At 67.7% G+C, this 15,952-nt stretch carries 15 protein-coding genes; all 15 read left to right on the forward strand.

Annotated features, from left to right (window positions below):
* The first annotated feature begins 205 nt into the window (after positions 1 to 205).
* The 15 genes from AC5P5S_RS13665 (at position 206) to AC5P5S_RS13735 (ending at position 15,932) form a co-directional block, all read left to right on the forward strand.
* Entirely contained in the window at positions 206 to 514 is a 309-nt protein-coding gene (locus AC5P5S_RS13665; protein WP_005416326.1) for a YerC/YecD family TrpR-related protein, read from the forward strand.
* Between the two features lie 34 nt (positions 515 to 548).
* Complete coding sequence (gene hisG / locus AC5P5S_RS13670) at positions 549 to 1,460, forward strand: ATP phosphoribosyltransferase (protein ID WP_012480030.1); 912 nt, start codon at positions 549 to 551, stop codon at positions 1,458 to 1,460.
* The gene (gene hisD, locus AC5P5S_RS13675; protein ID WP_049461200.1) at positions 1,457 to 2,752 is read left to right on the forward strand and encodes a histidinol dehydrogenase; all 1,296 of its coding nucleotides are present in this window, start codon (positions 1,457 to 1,459) and stop codon (positions 2,750 to 2,752) included. Before hisG ends, hisD begins: the two co-directional genes overlap by 4 nt.
* Positions 2,749 to 3,843 carry a histidinol-phosphate transaminase gene (hisC, locus tag AC5P5S_RS13680; RefSeq protein WP_062605927.1) on the forward strand — a complete coding sequence of 365 codons (1,095 nt, stop codon included), beginning with the start codon at positions 2,749 to 2,751 and terminating at the stop codon, positions 3,841 to 3,843. The genes hisD and hisC overlap by 4 nt, the downstream gene beginning before the upstream one ends.
* Positions 3,840 to 4,913, forward strand: a complete 1,074-nt coding sequence (gene hisB, locus AC5P5S_RS13685) for a bifunctional histidinol-phosphatase/imidazoleglycerol-phosphate dehydratase HisB (RefSeq protein ID WP_005409428.1) — start codon at positions 3,840 to 3,842, stop codon at positions 4,911 to 4,913. Before hisC ends, hisB begins: the two co-directional genes overlap by 4 nt.
* Positions 4,910 to 5,512: an imidazole glycerol phosphate synthase subunit HisH gene (gene hisH / locus AC5P5S_RS13690; protein WP_024956882.1), complete on the forward strand. Its 603-nt coding sequence runs from the start codon at positions 4,910 to 4,912 to the stop codon at positions 5,510 to 5,512. Before hisB ends, hisH begins: the two co-directional genes overlap by 4 nt.
* Positions 5,509 to 6,243 carry a 1-(5-phosphoribosyl)-5-[(5-phosphoribosylamino)methylideneamino]imidazole-4-carboxamide isomerase gene (hisA, locus tag AC5P5S_RS13695; RefSeq protein WP_062605925.1) on the forward strand — a complete coding sequence of 245 codons (735 nt, stop codon included), beginning with the start codon at positions 5,509 to 5,511 and terminating at the stop codon, positions 6,241 to 6,243. The genes hisH and hisA overlap by 4 nt, the downstream gene beginning before the upstream one ends.
* Positions 6,237 to 7,013 (forward strand): imidazole glycerol phosphate synthase subunit HisF, encoded by a 777-nt coding sequence (gene hisF / locus AC5P5S_RS13700; protein WP_005409431.1) that lies wholly within the window; start codon positions 6,237 to 6,239, stop codon positions 7,011 to 7,013. Before hisA ends, hisF begins: the two co-directional genes overlap by 7 nt.
* A complete protein-coding gene (gene hisIE / locus AC5P5S_RS13705; protein ID WP_062605923.1) occupies positions 7,003 to 7,623 on the forward strand; it encodes a bifunctional phosphoribosyl-AMP cyclohydrolase/phosphoribosyl-ATP diphosphatase HisIE in 621 nt (206 codons plus the stop codon). The genes hisF and hisIE overlap by 11 nt, the downstream gene beginning before the upstream one ends.
* Before the next feature lie 154 nt (positions 7,624 to 7,777).
* Positions 7,778 to 9,367, forward strand: coding sequence for a calcineurin-like phosphoesterase C-terminal domain-containing protein (locus AC5P5S_RS13710; RefSeq protein ID WP_062605920.1), 1,590 nt, complete (start codon positions 7,778 to 7,780; stop codon positions 9,365 to 9,367).
* Between the two features lie 35 nt (positions 9,368 to 9,402).
* A complete protein-coding gene (locus tag AC5P5S_RS13715; RefSeq protein WP_005409434.1) occupies positions 9,403 to 9,687 on the forward strand; it encodes a hypothetical protein in 285 nt (94 codons plus the stop codon).
* 84 nt (positions 9,688 to 9,771) lie between these two features.
* Positions 9,772 to 10,794 carry a glucokinase gene (locus tag AC5P5S_RS13720; RefSeq protein ID WP_062605918.1) on the forward strand — a complete coding sequence of 341 codons (1,023 nt, stop codon included), beginning with the start codon at positions 9,772 to 9,774 and terminating at the stop codon, positions 10,792 to 10,794.
* 51 nt (positions 10,795 to 10,845) lie between these two features.
* Complete coding sequence (locus tag AC5P5S_RS13725; protein WP_062605917.1) at positions 10,846 to 11,844, forward strand: glycosylasparaginase; 999 nt, start codon at positions 10,846 to 10,848, stop codon at positions 11,842 to 11,844.
* Positions 11,841 to 12,572: a copper homeostasis protein CutC gene (locus tag AC5P5S_RS13730; RefSeq protein ID WP_062605914.1), complete on the forward strand. Its 732-nt coding sequence runs from the start codon at positions 11,841 to 11,843 to the stop codon at positions 12,570 to 12,572. Before AC5P5S_RS13725 ends, AC5P5S_RS13730 begins: the two co-directional genes overlap by 4 nt.
* Before the next feature lie 402 nt (positions 12,573 to 12,974).
* Positions 12,975 to 15,932 carry a TonB-dependent receptor plug domain-containing protein gene (locus AC5P5S_RS13735; RefSeq protein WP_062605912.1) on the forward strand — a complete coding sequence of 986 codons (2,958 nt, stop codon included), beginning with the start codon at positions 12,975 to 12,977 and terminating at the stop codon, positions 15,930 to 15,932.
* The last annotated feature ends 20 nt before the right edge of the window (positions 15,933 to 15,952 follow it).

The raw sequence follows: 15,952 nt of genomic DNA on the forward strand, positions 1-15,952 counted from the left end.
GAAAACAGATCCGACCCCAGCCGTCCCGACAGCTCGCGACCACCTGTCGAGGGCGGGGTCGGTCCGGAACCCAGCTGTGCCGATGCTCCGCCCTCTGTGGGTGCGGGGCAGCTGCCCTGCCGCCCCAAACCCTGCATTTGACGCACCGCGCAAGAATGCGCTAATGTACTAACGCGCTATTACATTGATGCATGGAAACGACCCCGTGAAAGCCCGCCCCGAAATTGCCGCCAAAGACCCGAAGGCCGACCTTGAAGCCCTGGCCCGGGCCTTTGCCGCCCTGCGCGAGCCGGAACAGGTCGAGGCCTTCCTGCGCGATCTGTGCACACCGGCCGAGCTGGAAGCCATGGCCGACCGCTGGAAGGTGGTGCCGCTGCTGCAGCAGGGCGTGCCGTATCGCGAGATCCACGAGCGCACCGGGGTCAGCGTGACCACCACCGGACGGGTGGCGCGAACGCTCGAGCATGGCCATCGAGGCTATGCCGCCGCCATCGACCGCCTTGCTTCGCGCTGATCCGCGCCCCGTTCCGAACTTCGAGACCTCCCCCATGAGTGCAACCCAGGCAGCGCCGGCACGAGACCGGCTGCGTATCGCCATCCAGAAGAGTGGCCGGCTGGCCGAACCCGCGCGCAACCTGCTCAGCGCCTGCGGCCTGAGCTGGCGCGAGAGCCGCGACAAGCTGTTCTGCTACGGCGAATCGCTGCCGGTGGACCTGCTGCTGGTGCGCGACGACGACATCCCCGGCCTGATCGCCGACGGCGTCTGCGACCTCGGCATCGTCGGCCGCAACGAGCTGGACGAGCAGGCTGCGGCACGTCGCCAGATCGGCCTGCCGGATGCCTACCAGGCACTGCGCGGACTGGGCTTTGGCCAGTGCCGGCTGATGCTGGCGGTACCCGAGGAGTGGCAGTGGCAGGGACCGGCGCAGCTGGCCGGTGCCCGCATCGCCACCAGCTACCCGGCCATCCTCAAGCAATGGCTGGCCGAACAGGGCGTGGACGCACAGGTGGTCGAGCTGTCCGGGTCGGTGGAAATCGCCCCGCGCCTGGGTACCGCCGACCTGATCTGCGATCTGGTCTCCAGCGGCGCCACGCTGCGCGCCAACCAGCTGACCCCGGTGCACAACCTGCTCGACAGCGAGGCGGTGCTGGCCGGTGCGGTGCGCGTGCCGGATGATGCACGTGCATCGCTGCGCGCGATGCTGCTGCGCCGCCTCGACGGCGTGGTGCAGCGCCAGGACCGCAAGCTGTTGATGTTCCGCGCCAGCGAGGATCGCGTCGACGCGCTGGCGCAGCTGCTGGCCGATGCCGAGCCGCTGGTGCGGCTGCCGGCCGACGGCGGCGCACTGCGCCTGCAGACCATGTGCCCGGGCCCGCTGAGCTGGCAGCGCATGGAGGAACTCGAGCGCGCCGGCGCGCAGGGCTTGATGGTACTGAGCGTGGAGCGGTCGCTGGCATGAACCGTCTGATCTGGTCCCGACTTGATGAGGCCGCGCGCAGTGCGGCACTGACCCGCCCGGTGCAGACCGTGGCGCAGCAGACCCGCGATGCGGTGGCTACGCTGATTGCACAGGTGCGCGGGCAGGGCGATGACGCGCTACGTGCGATTACCGCACGTTTCGACGGCGTCGAGCTGCCATCGTTCGAAGTGAGCGAAGCCGAGTTCGCAGCGGCCGATGCCGCCGTCCCCGCCGAGCTGCGCCAGGCGATGGTCGAAGCTGCCGAACGCATCGCCCGCTTCCACGCCGCCGGCATGGGTACGCGGTATGCCGTGGAAACCGCACCGGGCGTGGTCTGCGAACGCATGCTGCGCCCGATCGGCCGCGTCGGCCTGTACGTGCCGGCCGGCAGCGCACCGCTGCCGTCCACCGCGTTGATGCTGGGCGTGCCCGCGCAGCTGGCCGGCTGCCCGCAGGTGGTGCTGTGCACGCCGCCACGCGCCGACGGCACGGCCGATCCTGCGGTGCTGGTGGCCGCACGCCTGACCGGCGTGCAGCGCGTGTTCAAGCTGGGCGGCGCCCAGGCCATCGCTGCGATGGCTTACGGCACGGCCAGCATTCCGGCCTGTGACAAGCTGTTCGGGCCGGGCAACAGCTTCGTGACCGAAGCCAAGCAGCAGGTCGCACAGGACGGCGCCGCCGCCATCGACATGCCGGCCGGTCCCTCCGAAGTGCTGGTGATTGCCGATGCAGGTGCAAACCCGGCGTTCGTTGCAGCCGACCTGCTGTCGCAGGCCGAGCACGGCCCGGATTCGCAGGTGCTGCTGCTGACCGACGATACCGCGATGCTGGCGGCGGTCGAGGCCGAAGTCGAGCGCCAGGTGGCCTTGCTGCCGCGCCAGCAGATCGCACGCCAGGCGCTGTCGGCCTCGCGGCTGATCCAGGTCGACTCGTTGGACGAAGCCTTCGCGATCAGCAACCGCTATGCACCGGAGCACCTGATCCTGGCATTGCGTGATCCGCGTGCGTGGCTGGACAAGGTGCAGGCGGCCGGCTCGGTGTTCCTGGGTGATTACACCCCCGAGGCACTGGGCGACTACTGCAGCGGCACCAACCACGTGCTGCCCACCGCGGGTGCCGCACGTGCCTACAGTGGTGTCAGTGTGGCCAGCTTCCAGAACCTGATCAGCGTGCAGAGCGCCAGCGCCGCCGGCCTGGCAGCGATTGGCGGTTGCGCGCGCATCATCGCCAGTGCCGAAGGCCTGGATGCACATGAACGTGCGGTCGCAGTGCGCATGGAGGTGGCAGCATGAGCACGGCGATCGAAGATGTGCTGGCACTGGTGCGCCCGGATCTGCAGGCGTTCGCCGGTTACAGTTCGGCGCGCAGCTCGTCGGTGCAGGGCGAGGTCTGGTTGAACGCCAATGAATCAGCCTGGGCCAATCCGGCAGACGCCGCAGGCAGTAGCCGGCGCTATCCCGAACCGCAGCCGTTGGCATTGCGTGAGGGACTCGCGGCGCTGTACGGCGTGACGCCACAGCAGCTGCTGATCGGTCGCGGCAGCGACGAAGCCATTGATTTGCTGGTGCGTGCCCTGTGCGTGCCGGGCCGCGATGGCGTACTGGTCACGCCGCCGGTGTTCGGCATGTACGCCGTCTGCGCACGCCTGCAGGGCGCCGCATTGATTGAAGTGCCGCTGGTGGACAGCGAGGATGGCCTGCGCGCCGATCTGGATGCGGTGATCGACACCGCCAGGGCGCGCAATGCCAGGCTGGTGTTCCTGTGCGCACCGTCGAACCCGGCCGGCAGTGATATCGCCCTGGACGAGGTCGAACGGGTGGCGGTTGCGTTGCGCGGGCAGGCACTGGTGGTGGTGGACGAGGCCTATGTCGAGTACGCGCAGCGTCCGTCGACGACCACGTTGCTGGCCGCGCACGCCAACCTGGCGGTGCTGCGCACGCTGTCGAAAGCACACGCACTCGCGGCCGCGCGCATTGGAACGCTGATCGCGGTCCCGGAGCTGATTGCCGTGCTGCGCCGCTGCCAGGCGCCGTATCCGGTGCCGACCCCGTGCGCGGAACTGGCCGTGCAGGCCCTGCAGCCGGCCGCGCTGGCACGCACCGCCGAGCGCGTGGCCACGGTCATCGCCGAGCGCGAACGCCTGCGAACGGCACTGGCCAGCCTGCCCGGTGTACGCCGGGTGTACGCCTCGTCCGGCAACTACCTGCTGGTCCGCTTCGCCGATGCGCAGGCGGCGTTCGATACGCTGCTTGCTGCAGGGGTGGTGGTGCGCGACCAGCGCGCCGCGCCGCAGCTGGGCGATGCGCTTCGCATCAGTATCGGCAGCCCGGAAGAGAATGACCGCGTGCTCGCGGCCCTGTCGGCGCGGAGGGCCGCAGCATGACCCCGATCCTGTTCATCGACCGCGACGGCACCCTCATCGAGGAGCCGTCCGATTTCCAGATCGACGCCTACGAGAAGCTGCGCTTCGTGCCGCAGGTGATCCCGGCGCTGCTGAAGCTGCGGGATGCCGGCTACCAGTTCGTGATCGTCACCAACCAGGATGGCCTGGGCAGCGACAGCTACCCGCGTGCCAGCTTCGATGGCCCCAACGAGCTGATGCTGCAGATCTTCGAAAGCCAGGGCATCACTTTCCGTGACGTGCTGATCGACTGCAGCTGGCCGCACGACAATGCGCCGACCCGCAAGCCGGGCATCGGACTGATGACGGCTTATCTGCAGGACCGCAGCATCGACTGGGCGCGTTCGGGCATGGTCGGCGATCGCATCACCGACCTGCAGTTTGCCGACAACCTCAACATCCGCGGTTTCCAGCTGCGCACCGCGCAGTTTGGTGGCGAGTGGGATTGGCCGGGCATTGCCCATGCGCTGGCCGATGCGCCGCGCACCGCCGTGGTCCAGCGCAACACGAAAGAAACGAAGATCCGCGTCGAACTGGACCTGGATTGCGCGGGTGATGCACGCATCTCCACCGGCCTGCCGTTCTTCGACCACATGCTGGAACAGATCGGCAAGCACGGTGGCTTCGCGCTGGACATCCAGGCCGAGGGTGACCTGCACATCGACGAACACCACACCATCGAGGATACGGGGCTGGCCCTGGGCCAGGCGCTGCGCGAGGCGCTGGGCGACAAGCGCGGCATCGGCCGCTACGGTTTCACCCTGCCGATGGACGAGACGCTGGCCAGCGCTGCGCTGGACTTCAGTGGCCGCCCGTACTTCGTGTTCGAGGGCGAGTTCAAGCGCGAACGCGTGGGCGATATGCCGACCGAGCTGGTGCCGCATTTCTTCCGCTCGCTGTGCGATGCCAGCGGCCTGAACCTCAACCTGCAGGTACGCGGCGACAACGATCACCACAAGGTGGAGGCGTGCTTCAAGGCCCTGGCCCGCGCGCTGCGTCCGGCGCTGGCCCGGCAGGGCACGGCACTGCCGAGCACCAAGGGGGCGCTGTGAGTGACGTTGCGCTGATCGATGCCGGCGGCGCCAACCTGGGCTCGGTGCGCTACGCACTGGAGCGCCTGGGTGCGACTGTGCGGCTGGTGCGCGATGCGGACGGTCTGGTCGGTGCGCAGCGGGTGATCCTGCCCGGCGTCGGCGCCGCCGGTCCCGGCATGCAACGCCTGCATGCGCAAGGCCTGGTGGAACCGCTGCAGCGACTGGAGGTGCCGCTGATGGGAATCTGCCTGGGCATGCAGCTGCTGTTCGAACGCTCCGAGGAGGCGGGTGTGGAGACACTGGGACTGATTCCCGGCGTGGTGCGCAAGCTGGTGCCGGCCTGCGGCATCCGCGTGCCGCACATGGGCTGGAACCGCCTGCTGCCGCTGCGCGAATCGCTGCTGCTGCGCGGCGTGCCGGAGCGTGCCAGCGCCTACTTCGTGCACAGCTACGCGGCCCCCCTCAATACCCACACCGTCGCTGCCTGCGACCACGGCGGCCTGTTCACTGCCGTGGTGGAGCAGGGACGTTACTACGGCGCACAGTTCCACCCCGAGCGCTCCGGCGAGACCGGCTCGCTGATGCTGCGCAATTTTCTCGAGGGCACTGCTGCATGAGTTTCATCGTCTACCCCGCGCTGGATATCCGCGACGGCCGCGTGGTGCGGCTGCGCCAGGGCGACTACGCGCAGGAAATCTCGTATGGCGACGATCCGTTGCCACGCGCGCAGGCCTTCGCCGCGCAGGGTGCGCAGTGGATGCATCTGGTCGATCTGGACGCCGCACGCGCCGGTGGCTACACCCTGGCGCCGCTGCTGGCTGCGATCCGCGCGCACACGCCGCTGCAGGTGCAGACCGGCGGTGGCGTGCGCGGCCGCGACGATGTGGCGCGCATCCTCGATGCAGGCGCCGGTCGCGTGGTGGTCGGCTCGCTGGCGGTGCGTCGCCCCGATGAAGTGGTCGGCTGGCTGGAGGAATTCGGCGCCGAGCGCATCACGATTGCGCTGGACGCGCGCCAGGACGCACAGGGGCAGTGGCAGCTGCCGGTGCACGGCTGGACCGAGAATGCCGGGGTGACCCTGGATGAGCTGGCTCAGCGCTACGCGCGCGCCGGCATGCGCCACCTGCTGTGCACCGACATCGCCCGCGACGGCATGCTGGCCGGGCCCAATATCGACCTCTATCGGCACCTGTCCGGCTTGTTGCCGGGTGTGGCGGTGCAGGCGTCCGGTGGCATCCGCGACGTAGCCGATGTGGCCGAGGCACGTGCCGCCGGCTGCGGCGGTGCGATTCTCGGCAAGGCACTGCTGGAGCAGCGCATGGACCTGGCGGAGGCACTGGCATGTTGAGCCGCCGCATCATTCCCTGCCTGGACGTGCGCGATGGCCGTGTGGTCAAGGGCGTGCGCTTCCGCGACCACGTCGACATGGGCGACATCGCCGAGTTGGCGCAGCGCTATCGCGACCAGGGGGCGGACGAGCTGGTGTTCTATGACATCGGCGCCAGCCCCGAGGCGCGTTCGGTCGACGTGGCGTGGATCGAGCGCATCGCACGCTTGATCGACATTCCGTTCTGCGTGGCCGGTGGCATCGACAGTGTGGAAACCGCGCGCCGCGTGTTGTTTGCCGGTGCCGACAAGGTGTCGATCAACTCGCCGGCGCTGGGGCGCCCGGAGCTGATCACCGAGCTGGCGGACGAGTTCGGCGTGCAGTGCGTGGTGGTGGGCGTCGATTCGGTGCGCGAGGCCGACGGGCAATGGCGGGTGCGTCGTTTCAGCGGCGATCCGGACAAGACCCAGGCGGTGCCGCTGCGCACCCTGGACTGGATCGTCGAAGCACAACGGCGTGGCGCGGGCGAGATCGTACTGAACTGCATGGACAGCGATGGCGTGCGCCGTGGCTACGATGTCGTGCAGCTGCAACAGGCGCGGGCACTGTGCCAGGTACCGTTGATCGCCTCGGGCGGTGCCGGTGCGATGGAGCACTTCGCCGAAGCCTTCGACCAGGCCGACGTCGACGGCGCGCTGGCCGCCAGCGTGTTCCACAGCGGCGCGATCGCCATTCCGGAATTGAAGCGCTACCTGCGCGGACAGCAGATCGAGGTGCGGGATGTCTATTGAAGTCAGGCCGTCGTTGGACGCATTGCAGGCGCTGGACTGGGCCAAGGGTGACGGCCTGCTGCCGGCGGTGGTTCAGGATGCCGATACCCTGCAGGTACTGATGCTCGGTTATGTCAGCGCCGAATCGCTGGCGGCCACGCTGGCCATCGGCCACATGACCTTCTTCAGCCGCAGCAAGCAACGGTTGTGGACCAAGGGCGAGCAGTCCGGCAACGTGCTGGTGGTGCAGTCGATCAGCGTCGACTGCGATGCCGATACTTTGCTGGTGATGGCACGGCCGGCGGGGCCAACCTGCCACACCGGTGCAGAGAGCTGCTTCGACCAGGCGCCGAAGGATTTCCTGGGCGGGCTGGGCCAGCTGGTGGCGATGCGTGAGGCGCAACGCCCGCCGGGCAGCTACACCACCAGCCTGTTCGAGGGCGGCATCCGCCGTATCGCACAGAAGGTGGGCGAGGAGGGTGTGGAGACCGCCCTGGCGGCGGTGGCGCAGGATGACGAGGCGCTGCTCGGCGAGGCCTCGGACCTGCTGTACCACCTGCTGGTGCTGCTGCGCGCGCGCAGGCTGTCGCTGGATGATGCGCGTGCGGTGCTGGAAAAACGCCATTGTTGACGTGTGGTAGTGCCGGCCGCTGGCCGGCAAGCCCCGGATGCCCGACGATCATGAGGTTGCCGGCCAGCGGCCGACACTACCGGCAATGCGTCATCGCGTGCGCGATGTCATCAACGGAATCTACAATAGGCGGTCTTTCTTTCCCGGACCGCCCATGAAACTGCCTGCCGCCTGGCTGTGCTGCCTGTTGCTGACCTCGCCGGCCTGGGCCGCGGACACCGTGGTCACCGGCAAGGTGTATCTGGAGCGTGACGGCAAACCTGGCCGCGGTGCGACCGATCCGGGCCTGGCCGGGGTGCAGGTCTCCAACGGCGAGGCCATCGTCAAGACCGCCGCCGACGGCAGCTACAGCCTGCCGGTGCGCGACGGACAGACCGTATTCGTGATCAAGCCCGATGCGTATTCGTTCCCGAAGGCGGCCGATGGCCTGCCTTCGTTCTGGCGCCACTATCGCCCGAACGGTTCGCCGGCGCTGAAGTACGGTGGCATCGCCGCCACCAGCGATGTCACCCGCAACTGGGATTTCGCCCTGCAGTCGGATCGCCATGACAGCCGCCGTGGTTTCCAGATGCTGGTGTTCACCGACTCCCAGACCGCCAGCCTGAAGGATATCGGCTACTACCAGCAGTCGATCGTCGCGCCATTGGTGGGACAGACCAAGGCGCGCATGGGCACCACCCTGGGTGACATCGTCAACGACGACCTGACCCTGTATCCGGCGATCAACAAGGTCACCACCGGACTTGGCGTACCGTGGTTCCACGTGCCGGGCAACCACGATCTCGACTTCGATGCGGCCAGCGACGAACACTCGCTGGACAGCTGGCGCAACATCTACGGTCCGGACACCTACGCGGTGGAAGAGGGCGGCGCCAGTTTCGTGTTCCTGGACGACGTGGTGTACGACCCCAAGGCCAAGCCGAAGTACATCGGCGGCCTGCGCGAAGACCAGTTCGCCTTCCTCGCCAGCTACCTGAAGAGCCTGCACAAGGATCGCCTGCTGGTGCTGGGCATGCACATCCCGCTGTTCGACGCGGCGCCGGGACGCGAGACCTTCCGCCATGCCGACCGCCAGCGCCTGTTCGACCTGCTGAAGGACTTCCGCAACGTGCTGGTGCTCAGCGGCCACAGCCACACCCAGCAGCACGTCTACCATGGCAAGGCCGAGGGCTGGAACGGCGACAAGCCGCTGCACGAATACAACGTCGGCGCCAACTGCGGTGCGTTCTGGTCAGGCGTGAAGAATGCTGCCGGCGTGCCGGACAGCACCATGAGCGATGGCACGCCGAAGGGCTATGCGTTGCTTGACGTGGCCGGCAATGGCAGCTACAGACTGCAGTACCGCGTGGCCGGAAAACCGGCCAGCGAGCAGATCGGCCTGCATGCGCCGAAGGTGCTGCGCCAGGGGGCCTACCCGGCCTGGGGCATCTATGCCAACGTCTACATGGGTGAGGATGCCAGCGTGGTCGAGTACCGCGTTGATGGTGGCGCCTGGCAGCCGATGAAGCAGGTCAGCCAACCCGATCCGCGCCTGATGGTGGAGAACGTGGCCGACGATCTTGCAGACAGCCTGCGTGGCTACGACCGCTCGCCGGAGGCCACCGCATCGCCGCACCTGTGGCGTGGCGCGCTGCCGACCGATCTGGCCGTGGGCAGCCACAAAGTCGAGGTACGCTCCACCCAGCCCGACGGCGCGGTGTTCACCGCCAGCACCAGCTACAGCCTGCAGACTGCCCAGCCCTGACCCCGCACACCACCGCTCCAGCGAAAGGACCCCGCATGGATATCCGCTTCATGGCCGGCACCACGCCGGTGACCCTCAGCCGCCACTGGTTCACCGGCGCGATGCTGCTGCAGAGCGCTACCGAGAAGGTCTGGGTGCAGCACCCGCTGCATCCGGGCACCCACTTCTCGTTCTCGCTGGTACAGTCGTGGCTGCGCCACATTGCTGGCCATGAAGTGCTGGTAGAACGCACCCGGCCGCTGCTGTTCGCCGGCTTCCGCCCGCAGCGCCTGCGCGTGCTGGTGGACGGCGTGCAGGTGGCCGAACAGGAAGGCATGTAGGCCACCCTGAACCACCGGCGTGCTAGGCAAAGCCGCCCCGATGCCTGAGAATCGGGGCGATTCAATCGATCCAAGCAGGCCAGCGTGACCATCGCAGCAGCGTCCCCGGTTTCCTCCGACTCCGCCCGCGGCGGTCTTCCGCGCCATCTGGTCGTCGCCGATGTCGGCGGCACCTTCGCCCGTTTGGCGTTGGCTGAAACGCAACCCGGCCAGGCGCCGCTGCTGGGCAGCCATCGCACCTACGCCTGCGCCGGGCATCCCAGCCTGGCGGCGATCCTTGCTGATTTCACCGCTGGCCTCAGCCAGCCGGTGCAGACCGCCGTGGTGGCCATCGCCGGCCTGCTCGATGGCGATGTGCTGATCAATTCCAACCTGCCGTGGACCGTATCGCTGTCGGCCACCCGCGCGCAGTCCGGGCTGCGCGAGCTGCAGCTGATCAATGATTTCGAGGCGGTGGCACTGGCCATCCCGTACCTGCAGCGCGAGACGCTGGTGCCACTGAACGGCGACGCCGATCCGGCGCAGGCGTTCCCGGCGCTGGTGCTGGGCGCGGGCACCGGCTTGGGCGCTGCGCTGCGTTTCGCCGATGGCGAGCGCCCGGTGCTGGCCAGCGAGATCGGCCATGCCGCGCTTGGCGCCGGCAACGCGCTGGAACTGCAGGTGCTGGGCAAGCTGCTTCAGCGCTGGGCGCACGTGGACAACGAGCGTGTGCTTTCCGGCAGCGGCCTGATGAACCTGTATCCGTGCCTGTGCGAACTGCGTGGCGTCACCCCGGTGTGGTCCAGCACCGAGGCGCTGATCGGCGCCGCCCGCAGCGGCGAGGATGCGCTGGCGGTGGAGACGCTGCAGGTGTTCTGCGCCTGGCTGGGCAGCCTGGCCGGTGACGCGGCGATCGCCGTCGGCGCACGCTCGGTGTACCTGGCCGGCGGCATTTCCGCGCACGTGCAGGATTTCCTGGCCGATGGCCGTTTCCGTGAGCGCTTCCTCAACAAGGGCGTGCTGACCGAGGTGCTGCGCCAGGTGCCGGTATGGCGCGTGGAGCATGGCCAGCTGGGGGTGCTGGGCGCAGCGGTCTGGCACGCCGCACGGCAGCCCGCGCACGACTGATCGCTGCGACCGGCATCGTGCCGGCCGCACATTGCAGACTGGGAGGGGAAGATGGTGGATCGCAGGCAGTTCCTGCAGGCCGGAGCACTGGCTGCAGGCATGGCAGCATTACCGGGCGTACGCGCGCGCGCGCAGGGTGGAGCCAAGGTGGTTTCGACCTGGGACTTCGGCGTACCGGCCAACCAGGCTGCGTGGAAAGTACTGGCGCAAGGTGGCAGCGCGCTGGATGCGGTGGAAGCCGGTGCGCGCTGGGCCGAGAGCGAACTGTGCAATCCCACCGTCGGTCATTGCGGCAACCCGGATCGCGACGGCGTACTGAGCCTGGATGCCAGCATCATGGATGGCGATGGCCGTTGTGGTGCGGTGGCCGCGCTGGTCGACATCCTGCATCCGGTGTCGGTGGCCCGCAAAGTGATGGAGAACAGCCCGCATGTGCTGCTGGTGGGCGAGGGCGCGCAGCAGTTCGCGGTGCAGCAGGGTTTCGAACGCCAGCGCCTGCTGACGCCGCAGGCCGAAGCGGCCTGGCGCGAGTGGCTGAAGACCGAGAAGTACCAGCCGCAGATCAATGCCGAGCGCCGTGGCATCCCCGGCAACAGCGACAACCACGACACCATCGGCATGCTGGCGCTGGATGCCAAGGGCCATCTGGCCGGTGCCTGCACCACCAGCGGCATGGCCTGGAAGCTGCATGGCCGGGTCGGCGACAGCCCGATCATCGGTGCCGGCCTGTATGTCGACAATGAAGTGGGCGCGGCCACTGCCTCGGGCGTGGGTGAGGAGATGATCCGCAACGCCGCTTCATTCCTGGTGGTTGAGCTGATGCGCCAGGGGCGCTCGCCGGCGCAGGCCTGTCGCGAGGCGATCGACCGTGTGGTGCGCAAGCGCCCGGAAGCGAGCAGAACGCTGCAGGTGTGCTTCCTGGCCATGAACAAGCAGGGCGAGGTGGGCGCGTACGCGTTGCACCGCGGTTTCGTCTACGCGGTGTGTGATGCGCAGCGCCAGGATGACCTGCGCGACTCGCCGTCGATCTACACGAGCACGCAGGCGTGAGCACGCGGCGCACCCTGGAAATCGCCAGCAACTCGCTGGCCTCGGCGTTGGCGGCGCAGGCCGGCGGGGCCGACCGCATCGAGCTGTTCGACAACCTGGCCGAGGGTGGCACCACGCCGTCGTTTGCCACCATCGCGATTGCCCGCGAACGCCTGTCGATTCCGCTGTTCGTACTGGTGCGCCCGCGGCCGGGTGATTTCCACTACGACGCGTTGGAAACCGAACTGATGCTGCGTGACATCGCGCAGTGCCGTGCCCTCGGCTGCGATGGCGTTGTGATCGGCGCACTGGATGTGCAGGGCAACATCGATCTGCCGCTGTGCCGCGAACTGGTGCAGGCCGCCGGGCCGTTGCAGGTGACCTTCCACCGCGCCTTCGATGCCGCCCGCGACCTGCCTGCCGCACTGGAGCAGGTGATCGGGCTGGGATGCCAACGGGTATTGACCTCGGGGGGCCAGGCAAGCGCCGAGGCCGGTGCCGAGGTGCTGGCGGGCCTGGTTACCCAGGCGGCGGGGCGCATCACGGTGATGGCTGGTGCCGGACTGGGCCCGGCCAACATTGCCACGGTCGCGCGGAAGAGTGGCTGCAGCGAACTGCACGCCTCGGCCAAGGGCCTGCGGCGCTCGGCCATGCAGTTCCAGAATCCGGCCCTGCGCGGCCTGGACCCGGACTGGAGCCAGACCGCCACCGCCACCGTGGCCGCACTGCGGCAGGCGCTGGACGGCTGATTGCAGGCGCGGGGTCGGATCCCTTCGCAGAAGGGCTCCGACCCCACCCGACGCAATCGGGTCAGAGCCCCTCTGCGAGGGGATCCGACCCCGGACGCTGGCTTGCGCCGGACAAATCCGTTCCGCGCGCGATTGTCGCGATCATGTCATTGACGTGTGCGCTGTTCTCTCAGCGATGTTTCGCAACCCTTTGATTGTTCTTGATACCTGCGGCCGATAGCGGCATTGCACCGGGCATTGCTGCGTCGCCGCATGCCGGGCGTGGTTCAGCTGTGCTTTAGTTTGGATCGATCCACAGGGGAGGGCGTCGCGACGGTCTTGAACCGATCCAGGCGCCCGGATCAGCCGTAGTGCCGCGCCACTACCCGTCCGTGCGTCCACACTTTCGAAGAGCAACCACCCATGGCTCAGATCGTCCGCAAGCGTCGTCACCTGCTGTCCCAGGCCCTGGTCCTGGCCCTGCTTCCCCTGGCTGCCAATGCGCAGGAAGCCTCAAGCTCGTCCACCAAGGATCTCGACGCGGTCACCGTGACCGGCTCGCGCATCAAGCGCGCCAGCGTCGAAGGGCCGGCGCCGGTCAATGTGATCACCGCCGCGCAGATCCAGAAGGAAGGCTTCGTCAGCGTGTACGACGCGCTGAAGACGCTGACCGAAGCGACCGGCACCGTCGAGGCGGCCTCGCAATGGGGCTCGCACACACCCAACGCCAGCGGCCTGAACCTGCGCGGCATGGGGCCGAACCGCTCGCTGCTGCTGGTCAATGGTCGTCGTGTGGCCGACTACCCGCTGCCGTACGGCGGCGAGACCAACTTCTCCAACTACGGCAACATTCCGGCTGCTGCGGTGGAACGCATCGAAGTACTGACCGGAGGCGCCTCGGCCATCTACGGTTCCGATGCGATTGCCGGTGTGGTCAACGTCATCCTGAAAACGAACTACGACGGTGATGAAGTGCGCGTACGCGGCGGCACGTCGACCGAAGGCGGCCGTGATACCTGGGATCTGTCCTGGGCCGGCGGCAAGACCGGTGACAACTGGAGCGTGACCTACGCGCTGCAGTACACCAAGCGCGATCCGTTGTTCGGCCGTGACCGCCCGCAGATGGACGACGCAGACGATGCGCCGTACCCATCCTGGAACATGGAACAGCGCAAGGTCGGCTTCCGTCCCGCTGCCGGCCTGGCGCTGATCGATCCGAGCAACGGCCAGCGCCTGGCGCCACCGGCCGGCACCTGCGAGAAGTTCAACGGCGAGTACTACACGGCCGACCGGCTGGTCTACAACTACGCTGCCAACACCATCACCAATACCGGCCGCCTGTGCGGCATGAGCGCCGACTACGCCAACTGGCTGCTCACCGGCGGTGCCGAGAACGTGTCCGGCAACCTCTATGCCACCTTTGATTTCAGCACCAACCTGCAGGCCTGGACCAACCTGGCGGTGTACCGCTCGGAGGCGATATGGGGCACCAATCCGCCCAGCGTGTCGCTGATCGACGATGACAACGGCTATTACTGGGATGCCAACCGCAACCGCCCGATCCTCGGCGTGCGCCAGTTCACCCCGAACGAAGTCGGTGGCCTGGATACGCTGCGCAACACCAACCGCGAACTGTCCTGGGACTGGAGCGCCGGCCTGCGCGGGCGCCTGGCCGACCGCTTCGACTGGAGCGCAACGGTAGGGCGTTCGTACTACCGTGTGGAAGAGCGGCAGAACGTGGTCGACAAGCAGAAATCGTACGACTACTTCCTCGGCCCGAAGCTGGGCACCACGGCCGATGGCGAGGCGATCTACGCCTTGAACGAATCGCGCTGGTGGAATCCGCTGACGCCGGACCAGTACTGGCAGATGGGTACGGTGGCGAAGAACCGTGCGGCGTCCTGGGTCAACCAGGCCTCGGCGGATATCACCGGCGAACTGTTCCAGGGCTGGGCCGGCCCGATCTCGTTCGCCGCGGTGGCTGAAGTCGCGCAGCAGGGTTATCACCTCAGCCCCGACCCACGCGCAGGCATCGACTTCGACCTGCAGAACGTCGATCGCGGTGGCGGCGAGCGCACCCGCTATTCGGCCGGCGTCGAATTCAAGATTCCGCTGCTGGACAGCGTGACCGCCACTGCGGCCGCGCGCTATGACCGCTATGGCAACTACAAGGCCGACGACAGCAGCGAAGCACTGAACATCGGCAGCCAGAAGGAAACCACCTGGAACGTCGGCCTGGAATGGCGCCCGGTTGAATCGTTGCTGGTGCGTGGCTCCTATGCCACCAGCTTCCATGCGCCGGACATGCATTACCTGCTGGGCCAGCCGAGCAGCTCCGAAGTGCAGACCTATGACCGCCTGCGCTGCATCCAGAGTGGCGCGTACCTGGTCAACAACTGCGGCGTGGGCAACACCGATGTCTGGTACACCTTCGACGTGAACCGGCGTGGCACGCCGCTGCTGCGCTCGGAAACCGGTGATTCGTGGACGGTCGGTTTCGTCTGGGACGTGATGCCGAACCTGTCGGTCAGTGCCGACTACTGGGCGATCAAGCTGGAAGACATGATCGTCGACGTCGGCGCCGATGAGGTGCTGGCCAGCGAGGCCGGCTGCCTGACCGGCAAGAACATCGATGGCACGCCATGGGCCAATCCGGCCGGTGGCGAGTACTGCGCCGGCATCCTGGCCCGCGTGAACCGTGACAGCAACGGGCGCCTGGTATCGATCGAGCGCGGCCCGTTCAACCTGGCCAGCCGCGAGGTGCGTGGCATCGACCTGACCGCACGCTATCGCCTGGACACCGCGCAGTGGGGCAGCTTCCAGCTGGGCCTGAACTACACCAACCAGATCTCCACCAAGGAACAGCGCTACGCCAACGACCCGAATCCGGAGCGGCGCGATCGTGACCTGCGCAGCAAGCTGCGCGCGAGCCTGGCCTGGCAGCGTGGCAACTGGAACGCCAATGTCTACGCCGACCGCGTCGGCTCGGTACCGGGCGTGCGCTATCACTGGGGCACCGACCGCCTGGACAACCCCGGCGGCTGCCTGCCGTTCGCCGATGGCTACGTGCCCAGCGACAGCCCGTCGCTGAACTGCCTGGAGCCGGCGACGCGTCCGGACGGCTCGCCCAACCCGAATCCCAATGCCGGGCAGCAGACCGCACGGTACTTCGGCCGGGTCGGGCCGTTCATCACCTGGAACTTCAACGTGGGCTACCAGGTGACCGAACACGCGAAGGTGAACGTGTACGTCAACAACGCGTTCAACTCGGCCAGCTGGAACCACAAGGATCCGTACAAGCTGGACTACGACTTCGCCCCGACCCGCCTGCTGGGCGCGGTGGGCCGTGAGTTCGCGCTGGAGTACGTGTTCACCTTCTGAGGCGGGTTGCAGGCGGTACG

It is taken from the genome of Stenotrophomonas sp. YJH_SMC_54 (assembly GCF_059368435.1).

Bases quoted from the DNA above. Each gene is read 5' to 3' on its own strand.
- hisC (WP_062605927.1), top strand. From the start codon at position 2,749: ATGAGCACGGCGATCGAAGATGTGCTGGCACTGGTGCGCCCGGATCTG.
- AC5P5S_RS13735 (WP_062605912.1), top strand. From the start codon at position 12,975: ATGGCTCAGATCGTCCGCAAGCGTCGTCACCTGCTGTCCCAGGCCCTG.
- AC5P5S_RS13725 (WP_062605917.1), top strand. From the start codon at position 10,846: ATGGTGGATCGCAGGCAGTTCCTGCAGGCCGGAGCACTGGCTGCAGGC.
- hisA (WP_062605925.1), top strand. From the start codon at position 5,509: ATGAGTTTCATCGTCTACCCCGCGCTGGATATCCGCGACGGCCGCGTG.
- hisB (WP_005409428.1), top strand. From the start codon at position 3,840: ATGACCCCGATCCTGTTCATCGACCGCGACGGCACCCTCATCGAGGAG.
- hisF (WP_005409431.1), top strand. From the start codon at position 6,237: ATGTTGAGCCGCCGCATCATTCCCTGCCTGGACGTGCGCGATGGCCGT.
- hisG (WP_012480030.1), top strand. From the start codon at position 549: ATGAGTGCAACCCAGGCAGCGCCGGCACGAGACCGGCTGCGTATCGCC.
- AC5P5S_RS13715 (WP_005409434.1), top strand. From the start codon at position 9,403: ATGGATATCCGCTTCATGGCCGGCACCACGCCGGTGACCCTCAGCCGC.
- hisD (WP_049461200.1), top strand. From the start codon at position 1,457: ATGAACCGTCTGATCTGGTCCCGACTTGATGAGGCCGCGCGCAGTGCG.
- AC5P5S_RS13710 (WP_062605920.1), top strand. From the start codon at position 7,778: ATGAAACTGCCTGCCGCCTGGCTGTGCTGCCTGTTGCTGACCTCGCCG.
- hisIE (WP_062605923.1), top strand. From the start codon at position 7,003: ATGTCTATTGAAGTCAGGCCGTCGTTGGACGCATTGCAGGCGCTGGAC.